Raw genomic sequence first — 8,926 nt, 5'->3', positions numbered from 1 at the left:
CACCGCGCTGGCCAACGGCGTGTCGGTGTCCCAAACTCACCGCAGAGTCACTGCTGCCTGCGCGACGGGGCGGTCGGTCGGTCGGCGTTACTGCGGACCCGGCTGGGAACCGTCCTTCTGCTGCACCTCGTTCGGGATCGCCCCGCCGAAGCGGCGGTCGCGCGAGGCGTACTCCAGGCAGGCCCGCCACAGGTCGCGGCGGTCGAAGTCCGGCCACAGCACGTCCTGGTAGACCATCTCCGCGTAGGCGCTCTGCCAGATCAGATAGTTCGATGTGCGCTGCTCGCCCGAGGGCCGCAGGAAGAGATCCACATCCGGCATATCGGGGTAGTAGAGGTACTTCGCGAAGGTCTTCTCGTTCACCTTCGACGGGTCAAGACGGCCCGCCCTGACATCCTCCGCCAGCGCCTTCGCCGCGTCCGCGACCTCGGCCCGGCCTCCGTAGTTCATGCAGAAGTACATGGTCATGGCGTCGTTGTCCTTGGTCTGCTCCTGCGCGACCTGGAGCTCCTGCGCCACGGACTTCCACAGCTTCGGCATCCGCCCAGCCCAGCGGATCCGGATACCCATCTCGTCCATCTCGTCGCGGCGGCGGCGGATGACGTCCCGGTTGAAGTTCATCAGGAAGCGCACCTCGTCGGGCGAGCGCTTCCAGTTCTCGGTGGAGAAGGCGTAGAGGGAAAGGTTCTTCACCCCGATCTCCAGACACCCCTTGAGCACATCGAGGACCACGCCCTCGCCCACCCTGTGCCCCTCGGTGCGCGGCAGCCCGCGCTCCTTGGCCCAGCGTCCGTTGCCGTCCATGATGACGGCCGCATGCCTGGGCACCAGCTCACTGGGGATCTTCGGCGGACGGGCACCCGAAGGGTGCGGGTCCGGGGCCCGGTACTCGCGCCGCTGTCGGCCCAGAATCCCGCGTCGTGCCATGTGCCTGCCGTCTCCCTCTCAACTAGCTTCCGCGCCTTATTTCTCTACATACCGAAGCGACCGGAGCCCCCGCTCCAGGTGCCAGTGCAAATACGCCGCCACGAGCCCACTGCCCTCCCGGGCATGCCGAGCCTCACACGCGTCCGCGGTCTCCCAGTCCCCGGTCAGCAGCGCACCCAGCAGCATCAGCGCCTCCGCCGAGGGTACGACGCTTCCGGGCACCCGGCACTCCCCGCAGATCACCCCGCCCGCGCCGACCGAGAAGAACCGGTTCGGCCCGGGCATGCCGCACTTCGCACAGTTGTCGAAACTCGGCGCATAACCGTTCACGGCGAGGGAACGGAGGAGAAACGCGTCCAGGATCAGATGCGGCTCATGCTCCCCCGACGCGAGGGTGCGCAGCGCGCCGACCAGCAGCAGATACTGCTGCATGGCGGGCTCGCCCTCGTGATCGGTGAACCGCTCGGCGGTCTCCAGCATCGCCGTACCGGCGGTGTAGCGGGCGTAGTCGGTCACGATGGCGCTGCCGTACGGAGCGATGGTCTCACTCTGCGTGCACAGCGGCAGCCCGCGGCCGACCAGCTCGCCGCCCCCGCGCGAGAAGAACTGCACGTCGACATGGCTGAACGGCTCCAGCCGCGCCCCGAACTTCGACTTCGTCCGCCGCACCCCCCGCGCCACGGCCCGCACCCGGCCGTGACCACGGGTGAGCAGCGTGATGATCCGGTCCGCCTCACCCAGCTTCTGAGTGCGCAGCACGATGCCGTCGTCGCGGAACAGACTCATGGCGCTCATTCTCCATGACGGCGGACACCGCGGAGAACGTCGCCTGCTCAGGCGGTGGCGAAGTGGGCGATGGCGCAGTCGCCATCTGGAAGTCGATGGCCTCGGCGCGCGAGTCGGCCCCCTGGCATGCGGTCCCCCGGTGCTCGTGAGCGCGGCGGGCCCGGCGCCGCGCGCCGGGCCGACTGTACGCGGTCCGCTCCGCGGGGACGCGGGGCCTCACGGCTCGGCCCAGTCCCGGCGACTTAAGCGCTCACCTGTGCGTTTGTGGTGAATATTGAGACAGCGACACGCGCCGTGACGTCGGCGTGACGCTAGGATGATCGTTTTGCACATCGCTGCCGGGTGTGCAGTACGAGGGGGAGGGAAGCGCATGTCCACGTTCGAGGCGGAATGGGCGCAGATGAAGCGCGAGACATCCGGGGAGACCAGGATGAGCCTCGCGGGCGCCGGTGACAAGCCCGACTGGGAGCAAGAGGGATCGGGCAGCGTGAAGTCCAGCAAGAACGCGTGGACGGAGGCGGGTCGGGGAGTCGGCGAGCTGCGGGGGAACATCAAGACCGCGCTGACAAAGCTGGAGGAAGAGCAGAAGGGCCTGGGCGCGGGCAGCGAGACCGGCGGCGGTATCGAGAGCTCAGCGGCCCAGCGGGAGCTCTACCTCTCCTGGAAGCGCTATCTGAAAGGTGTGAGCGGCAAGTGCGGCACCTTTCAGGACCGGCTCCAGAAGGCCGGGGATCACTACTACGAGAACGACGCGGCCATCGAGCGCGCATTCGATCGATGGGACGGCCTGTACAAGGACACGAAGTCCGTCGGTGGCGAGAGCCAGGGGCGGTGACGCGGACCAGTGGATTACTCGACCCTCAAGTCCCTCAAACCGTCTGAGTTCGAGGACGCGGCGGGCGGCTATCGGACCGTCGGCGACATGGCGAGTCAGGCCAAGGACGACATCGAGCAGCAAGTGACCGCGGGCATGCGGAAATCGCTCGAGGGCGAAGCCGTGGACGAGGCTGTCCGGAAACTCCGGAAGCTGGCCACGAACTTCCATTACACCCAGGTCGAATGCGCACTCATCACCACCGCTCTCAACTCTCTGGCCTACGAACTGCGGGCAGCCAAGAACAAACTCGACGCCGCTGTGGAGGATGCCGCTGCCGCACAGTTCACCGTGCACTCCGACGGCTCGGTGAGCTACCCGTCGGCCGGCGACAAGGTCGACGGCAAAGTGCCCGAGGGCGGTACGGTCACGGGCAGTGCCAGGAAGTCCACCGGCAACCCGATCGACCCTGCTGGGGACGCGAACGACACGGCCAAGGCTCTCGAGCGCCAGGCATCGAACCTCTACGACAACCCGAATTACGACCGCGCGTTGGTCATCGCCAACCGCATTGCGCAAGCCGTCCACCAGGCCACCCGGGCCGACGAAAAGTGGGCCCCTGAGCTGCGCAAGTTGAAGGCTGACGACGATCTGGTCGTCGCCGCCGAGGACTGGGCCGACGCGAAGAGGGACATGGGTGGTGTCCGCCGCAGTGCGAAGGACTACCTGGACGCCATCAAAGCGCCCCTGAAGGACAGCAATCCGGAAGAGAACGCCACGTGGTGGAAGAACCTCTCGAAGAATGAGCAGGACGCTTACCTCGCCCTCGATCCAGCAGGGCTCGGCAAACGTGACGGTTTGCCCGCAGCCGTGCGCGACGAAGCGAACCGGACTGTGCTCGCCGAAACCCGTGCGGAACTCAACCTGAAACTCGACGAGCTCGGCAAGAATGAGCCCGCGAAGTACGAGCAAAAGTGGAACAACATAACTCATCTTCCCGTTCAGGGGGAAAAGCAGGTGACGCTGGCCTGGCAGGCGTGGGACAGGGAAAGAACCAGGATTAACGAATCCTTGAAGGGTATGGACGCCATTCAGCGCCGCTTTGACAGGACCGGAGACGACGGTCTGCCGGAGGCGTATCTGCTGGGATTCAGCGCGGAAGGGCGGGGGCGGGCCATCGTCGCCAACGGAAACCCTGATGACGCGGATCACATCGCGGTGTACACACCTGGAACCGGAGCCTCGCTCAGCAACAGCAATGGAGACATCAATCGCGGGGTGAACTTGTGGAAAACATCCCAGCGTATGACCGATCAGGAAGTATCGACCGTTACCTGGATAGGCTACGATGCGCCACCGGAACTCTCGGACGCCACCCGGGATAAATACGCGGACAATGCTGTAGGTGCGTACGGCCAGTTCATCGACGGCCTCAACGCCGCGAACAAGTCTGGCTCCGACGCTCATATCACCGCAATCGCGCATTCGTATGGGACCACGGTCATCGGCGCCGTGGCCGAAGACAGGGACCTCGGCGTCGACGACATCGTGTTCGCCGGCAGCCCTGGCGCCCGGGTGGAAAATGCCGCAGATCTGAGCGTGGGTAAGGGGCATGTCTGGAATGAGCACGCCAAGGGTGACGATTTGGTAAACGGCATTGGTCGCTTCGGCCACGGGGGCGGGGTCTCGGGCATCGACCCAACTGACCCGGTCTTCGGCGCCAACCAGATGGCCACTGATACTGAGGGGCACAGCGGCTACTGGGACTACGACGACGACAAAAATAAGCCGAGTCTCAGCATCGAGAACCAAGGAAGGGTCATCGTGGGAGAATACGGAAAGGTGGAGTTGAAGCCACGCGACGATGGATCACTTCTGCCGGTCGACTGGCGTGAGCCGTCGGCTTGGGGCCTCTGACGTGTGGAAGGTGTGGCGATGTCGACGGGTACTGCTCGCTGCGGCGGTTCTCCTATGTGTCGTGGGGTGCGGATCCATGAGTGACTCGGGTGGTGCGGCTCCGAAGGAAATGCATCCAACGCAGGCCAAGGAGCACGTCAAAAAGCTGTCCAGTGACGTGTTCGACATGGTCCGACTCCAAGGGAAAGTGTCGCCGGCCGGACCTGCGGCAATGCCCTCCCAACAGGGGGAACGGGAGTATTTCGTCCAGCATTTCTGGTCCATCTCTCGCCTGTCTGAGCGGGAGTTGACGCGCGGCTTCAACCGCTTGCGTGAAGAACTTCCGAAGGAGGGGTGGCGTATCACTCGTTTCGGGCACGTGAATTCAACGGACCGCCAGTTGGAGATAGAGGCCGTACACGAAAAGGACAAGTACTCGTTGTCCGCGGAGCTCTGGGTCAGCAGCTCCGGAAAAGACGCGCATGCGTCCGCGCCCAAGAACGACCGAATCGTGTTCTCCGTCGGGTCTCCCATCTACCGAACCCCCAAGGGAGTCGACCGCGACAACTACTGACGCCCCATCCTGAAACGCGACCGCCCGCGGACGCCAAGCAGTCGCCCGCCGCGCTGCCCCTACCTGCGGCGCTGTCGCACGGTCGAGGGGCGACCTGCCGAAGGCCGCCCCTGACCACACAGCTACCCCACCCCGCCCCTTCCCGGCCCCTGCCGACTTGGGGCTCCGCCGCGTGGGGGCACCGCCCCAGACCCCGGGCTCCGGGGGCAAAGCCCCCAGACACCCCCTAGTGGGGCAGTGGATCGAACCGCCCGGCCTTCGCGGCGCGGGTGAAGGCGCGGAGGGCGGCGGGGGTGGTTGCGATCACGGTGTGCGGTTCGTCGCTCTCCCGCAGAAGGATGCTGTCCGGGGTTCGGACGAGCTCGACGCAGTTGTTGGCCGCGTCACCTGAGTACGACGACTTCCGCCAACCCTCAGCCGGCCAGGGAGTCGAACTCACCGGTCTTGATCCCTCGTATCAGCGCCCGAAGGGCGGCCGGGGAGCTCTCGATGATCACCTGCGGGTCGTCGCTCTCGCGGAGCAGGATTGCCGAGCCGGGGGTGTGGGCCAGCTCGACGCAGGCGTTGTCTGGGGCGTCCGCCGAGTAGGAGGACTTCCGCCACTGTATGTGGGACATCTCCATGCCTTCAGAGTCGTTGTGCGATGGCAAGAATGAAATCGCGCGTGTCTTCCGGTGTGAGGGACAGATCTTCCGTCCGATCGAGGATCCGCCGGTAGTTGGCGAGGTGGGTCTCTCCGTCAAGGAACATCACACCGGTGGGTGCGTCGAGCTGCACCGTATCCAACTGTGGCACCGCCCCGCGCACACAGGCAGCGGAGACTCCGGCGTTGGGGAAACCTCCGGCGGAGAAGGGGATGGCTCGCACTGTGACATTGTCCCGCTCCGATGTCTCAAGGACGCGCTCCAACTGGCCACGGGCCACCTTGGAACCACCGAACTCCATCCTCAAGGCAGCCTCGTGAATCAGGAAGGTGCACGGCGGCGGATCGTCCCGATCCAGGACATCGCGGCGACGCAGGCGGAAGGACAGGCTCACGCGAAGTTGCGCGGGGGTCGGTTCCGGCTCAGCGATGGAGAACACGGCCTTCGCGTAGTCCTCGGTCTGCAGGAGACCCGGGATGTGCATGATCTGCACGGCACGCAGGCTCACGGCCCGGAATTCGAGCTCGGCAAGATCAAGGGCGCTGGCAGTCATCCTGCCCTGATACTCATCCCACCAACCTCGGCCGCGCTCGGTGGCCATGGCCGCGAGAGCATCCACATACGCCTGGTCACCGCACGAGTAGATGGCGGCCAGCATCCTGACGCGCTCCTCGCTCACGCCGAGGCGTCCAGCCTCCATGTTGCTGACCCGCGCCCCTTCGGCACCCAGTTGCTGTGCCGCATAAGCCACCGTCATCCCGGCGTGCTCACGCATCTTGCGCAACTCCGCGCCAACACGGCGCTGTCGCGCGGTCGGGGCTGCCTTCTGCGGCATGTGCGAACCCTCCCCTTACCCATTCCGTCACACAGTGTGGCAGCGACACTACCCGATTCCACGATCGGCTGCACGAATCCAGCAGATATGGATGCATAGCTGCATCCACATGCCGTATGGTCCCGATAGCACAGCGCATCGGAACCATCACGCACCGCGTTGGGAGACACCGCCATGCCCGAAGTCGCCGAACCCGCCTACGCCTACCGACTCAGCGCCCCCAACTCCCCCAAGAGCCCCAAAGCCTGCCGCGACGCGATCGCCGCCCTCCTCCAGGCCAACGGCCTGGACGACCTCGCGGACACGGCCCGCCTCCTCGTATCGGAGGCGGTCACCAACGTCCACCAGCACACAGCCACCCCCGTCATCCACATCGACACCCTCGTACGGGACCGCATCGCCACCATCGCCGTACGCGACAGTTCCCCAGACGACCTCCCCCGCCCGCACAAGGCGGAGGCCGACGAGGAAAGCGGCCGCGGCCTCTTCCTCATGAAGCAACTCGCCCACGCATGCGGTGTCACCTGGGAAAGCGGCGCGCAGCCCACCGGCAAGCACATCTGGTTCGAGCTGCGCGACCCGCTCCCCGAATGACGGCAGCGGCCGGGTAAGTTCCCGACATGAGCGATGACGGCAAACCTCGGATCAGATTCGCCGAGGCAGCGGATGCAGCCGTGATCGCGCGCATCCATTTGGCCTCACGGTCGGCAACCATGCCCTACCTTCCCTCGCAGAAGCGCGATCACGAGCAGGTGACCCAATGGGTCCGGGACGTCCTGCTCAAGCGATGCCGTACCTGGGTCGCAGTGCGCGATGCGGAGATCATCGGCTATGCGGCCCTTGACGGCGACATGCTCGAACACCTCTATCTACGCCCGGACGTCCGCCGGCAGGGCATCGGCACGCTACTGCTCGACGAGGTCAGGCGGCACAGCCCTGACGGGGTGTCCCTGCACGTCTTTCAGCAGAACACCGACGCCCGCGCGTTCTACGAGCGCCACGGGTTCACCGTTCTCGACACCAACGACGGTGATCGCAACATGGAGAACCTGCCCGACATGACGCTTCGCTGGATACCGGAGAGCGCCGAGGGCGAGCCCGCTTGAGGGCCCCCACCCACCCCCCTGCAAAAAAACACTTGCTCTCCAACAAACGACTCATCAAGCGGTTTTTTGCAAGGGGGTGGGTGGGGCCCCATGCCGCAAAGAGCTCGTAACAGCATCATGGCGAGGTGTGGCGGTGCGGCCGAGTCCTCCGGTCGCGCGCCTACCCCCGCACCGCTCTACCCCACGTTTCCAGCAGTTCGCGCTCGCGCCGGCTGCTGAGGCCGGCCCGGCGGGGCCGGTTCAGGCCCTGCTCCCGCTCCCAGCGCAGGGTCTGCGCCAGGAGCTCCGCCCGAGGCCGGTGCCGCAGGCCGGCCGCGGTCGCCGCTGCGCCATTGCGGGCGCCGAAGCCGGCCCAGTCCGCGTCGGCCACCCACAGCGCGAGCGACTCCGGGCCCATGGCCTGGACCACCTTCTGCCCGAGCAGCCAGTCGTCATCCGCCTCCACCACCGGCCCGGTGTGCCCGCCGATCTCCCTCGACAGCGCGACCCACTCCCCGAAGGGCACGATCGGGCCGACCGCGTTGTACGTTCCGGTCCTCCCGTTCTCCGCACAGTCGAGCAACCATGCAGCGAGGTCTCGCGCGTCAACCACCTGCGTCGGGATGCCACGGCAAGCCGGCACCAGCAGCGGGGCCAGCGGCTCGCGGGCCGCGCGGGCGACCCAGTACCCAGAGCGACCGCTGTGGTCACCAGGGCCACCGATCAGCCCCGCCCGCGCGATGAGGAGCCGGTCGCCCACCGCGGCCGCCGCGGCCTCCTCGCAGGCCACCTTGGCCTCCCCGAACTCGGCGTGGCCGACCTCGTCCCGCTCGGCCGCCGGGAGCACTGGCGCCGACTCGTCCGCGTCCAGCTGCGCATGCGAGGCATACGCGCTGACCGACGACACGTACGACCAATGGCCCGTGCGCTCGCCGAGCGCCGCCAGGGCCCCGCGGACGAAGCCTGGCTGCCACGAGACCTCGACCACGGCATCCCAGTCCTGTCCCAGCAGGCTTTCGTACACCGACGGGTCACGTCTGTCCGCAGCGACCAACTCGGCGCCCTGGGCCACCTCGCCGCTCTCCCCGCGGGCCAGGCAGGTCACCCGATGCCCACGTTCCAGTGCCTGCCGCGAGACCTCGCGGCCCACCCATGCCGTTCCGCCCAGCACCAAGATCTTCATCAGGTCACTCAAACACAGGCCGTGAGCATGCACGTCCCTGCTTCGCCGAGGGCAGAGAGATCCGCCAGGGCACACCGGGGCGGTCTGCCCCTTGGGGCGCCCTTACGGGAGGTCACCGGCATGATCCGGCGGCGCCGCAACTCACGCCGCACCGCCCGGGAGCCGCACGCCTTATCACCCAG

The 8,926-nt window shown here is 66.5% G+C and carries 11 protein-coding genes; 5 read left to right on the top strand and 6 right to left on the bottom strand.

Annotated features, from left to right (window positions below):
* Positions 1–87: 87 nt before the first annotated feature.
* Positions 88–927, bottom strand: coding sequence for an isoprenyl transferase (locus tag ACWDSL_RS32970; RefSeq protein ID WP_450491633.1), 840 nt, complete (start codon positions 925–927; stop codon positions 88–90).
* Positions 928–963: 36 nt separating this feature from the next.
* A complete protein-coding gene (gene recO / locus ACWDSL_RS32965) occupies positions 964–1,713 on the bottom strand; it encodes a DNA repair protein RecO (protein WP_014179800.1) in 750 nt (249 codons plus the stop codon).
* Positions 1,714–2,083: 370 nt separating this feature from the next.
* On the opposite strand from recO, the gene ACWDSL_RS32960 reads away from it, so the two are divergent.
* The 3 genes from ACWDSL_RS32960 to ACWDSL_RS32950 all read left to right on the top strand — a co-directional run bounded on the left by ACWDSL_RS32960 (position 2,084) and on the right by ACWDSL_RS32950 (position 4,997).
* Positions 2,084–2,548, top strand: coding sequence for a hypothetical protein (locus ACWDSL_RS32960; protein ID WP_450491632.1), 465 nt, complete (start codon positions 2,084–2,086; stop codon positions 2,546–2,548).
* 9 nt (positions 2,549–2,557) lie between these two features.
* Complete coding sequence (locus tag ACWDSL_RS32955) at positions 2,558–4,444, top strand: alpha/beta hydrolase (RefSeq protein WP_450491631.1); 1,887 nt, start codon at positions 2,558–2,560, stop codon at positions 4,442–4,444.
* A 76-nt stretch (positions 4,445–4,520) separates the two neighbouring features.
* Positions 4,521–4,997, top strand: coding sequence for a hypothetical protein (locus tag ACWDSL_RS32950; RefSeq protein WP_450491630.1), 477 nt, complete (start codon positions 4,521–4,523; stop codon positions 4,995–4,997).
* Between the two features lie 226 nt (positions 4,998–5,223).
* On the opposite strand, the gene ACWDSL_RS32945 is transcribed toward ACWDSL_RS32950, so the two are convergent.
* Genes ACWDSL_RS32945 through ACWDSL_RS32935 form a run of 3 tightly spaced genes read right to left on the bottom strand, consistent with a single transcriptional unit; the run spans position 5,224 to position 6,476 of the window.
* Entirely contained in the window at positions 5,224–5,436 is a 213-nt protein-coding gene (locus ACWDSL_RS32945; RefSeq protein ID WP_450491629.1) for a DUF397 domain-containing protein, read from the bottom strand.
* Positions 5,411–5,614 (bottom strand): DUF397 domain-containing protein, encoded by a 204-nt coding sequence (locus tag ACWDSL_RS32940; RefSeq protein ID WP_450491628.1) that lies wholly within the window; start codon positions 5,612–5,614, stop codon positions 5,411–5,413. Before ACWDSL_RS32940 ends, ACWDSL_RS32945 begins: the two co-directional genes overlap by 26 nt.
* A gap of 10 nt (positions 5,615–5,624) precedes the next feature.
* Complete coding sequence (locus tag ACWDSL_RS32935) at positions 5,625–6,476, bottom strand: helix-turn-helix domain-containing protein (RefSeq protein ID WP_450491627.1); 852 nt, start codon at positions 6,474–6,476, stop codon at positions 5,625–5,627.
* 174 nt (positions 6,477–6,650) lie between these two features.
* Between ACWDSL_RS32935 and ACWDSL_RS32930 the strand changes: the two genes are divergently transcribed.
* Positions 6,651–7,070, top strand: a complete 420-nt coding sequence (locus ACWDSL_RS32930) for an ATP-binding protein (protein ID WP_450491626.1) — start codon at positions 6,651–6,653, stop codon at positions 7,068–7,070.
* A 26-nt stretch (positions 7,071–7,096) separates the two neighbouring features.
* Positions 7,097–7,582, top strand: a complete 486-nt coding sequence (locus tag ACWDSL_RS32925) for an N-acetyltransferase family protein (RefSeq protein WP_450491625.1) — start codon at positions 7,097–7,099, stop codon at positions 7,580–7,582.
* A gap of 160 nt (positions 7,583–7,742) precedes the next feature.
* Here ACWDSL_RS32925 and ACWDSL_RS32920 read toward each other — a convergent pair whose 3' ends face one another.
* On the bottom strand, positions 7,743–8,744 hold the full coding sequence (locus ACWDSL_RS32920) for an NAD-dependent epimerase/dehydratase family protein (protein WP_450491624.1): 1,002 nt from the start codon (positions 8,742–8,744) through the stop codon (positions 7,743–7,745).
* Between the last annotated feature and the right edge of the window lie 182 nt (positions 8,745–8,926).

It is taken from the genome of Streptomyces sp. NPDC000941, from assembly GCF_053599555.1.
This window is presented reverse-complemented; position numbering and strand designations above follow the sequence as displayed.

Excerpts from the sequence above, each read along its gene's own strand:
- ACWDSL_RS32950 (WP_450491630.1), top strand. The coding sequence starts at position 4,521 with ATGAGTGACTCGGGTGGTGCGGCTCCGAAGGAAATGCATCCAACGCAG.
- ACWDSL_RS32970 (WP_450491633.1), bottom strand. The coding sequence starts at position 927 with ATGGCACGACGCGGGATTCTGGGCCGACAGCGGCGCGAGTACCGGGCC.
- recO (WP_014179800.1), bottom strand. The coding sequence starts at position 1,713 with ATGAGTCTGTTCCGCGACGACGGCATCGTGCTGCGCACTCAGAAGCTG.
- ACWDSL_RS32920 (WP_450491624.1), bottom strand. The coding sequence starts at position 8,744 with ATGAAGATCTTGGTGCTGGGCGGAACGGCATGGGTGGGCCGCGAGGTC.
- ACWDSL_RS32935 (WP_450491627.1), bottom strand. The coding sequence starts at position 6,476 with ATGCCGCAGAAGGCAGCCCCGACCGCGCGACAGCGCCGTGTTGGCGCG.
- ACWDSL_RS32960 (WP_450491632.1), top strand. The coding sequence starts at position 2,084 with ATGTCCACGTTCGAGGCGGAATGGGCGCAGATGAAGCGCGAGACATCC.
- ACWDSL_RS32925 (WP_450491625.1), top strand. The coding sequence starts at position 7,097 with ATGAGCGATGACGGCAAACCTCGGATCAGATTCGCCGAGGCAGCGGAT.
- ACWDSL_RS32930 (WP_450491626.1), top strand. The coding sequence starts at position 6,651 with ATGCCCGAAGTCGCCGAACCCGCCTACGCCTACCGACTCAGCGCCCCC.
- ACWDSL_RS32940 (WP_450491628.1), bottom strand. The coding sequence starts at position 5,614 with ATGTCCCACATACAGTGGCGGAAGTCCTCCTACTCGGCGGACGCCCCA.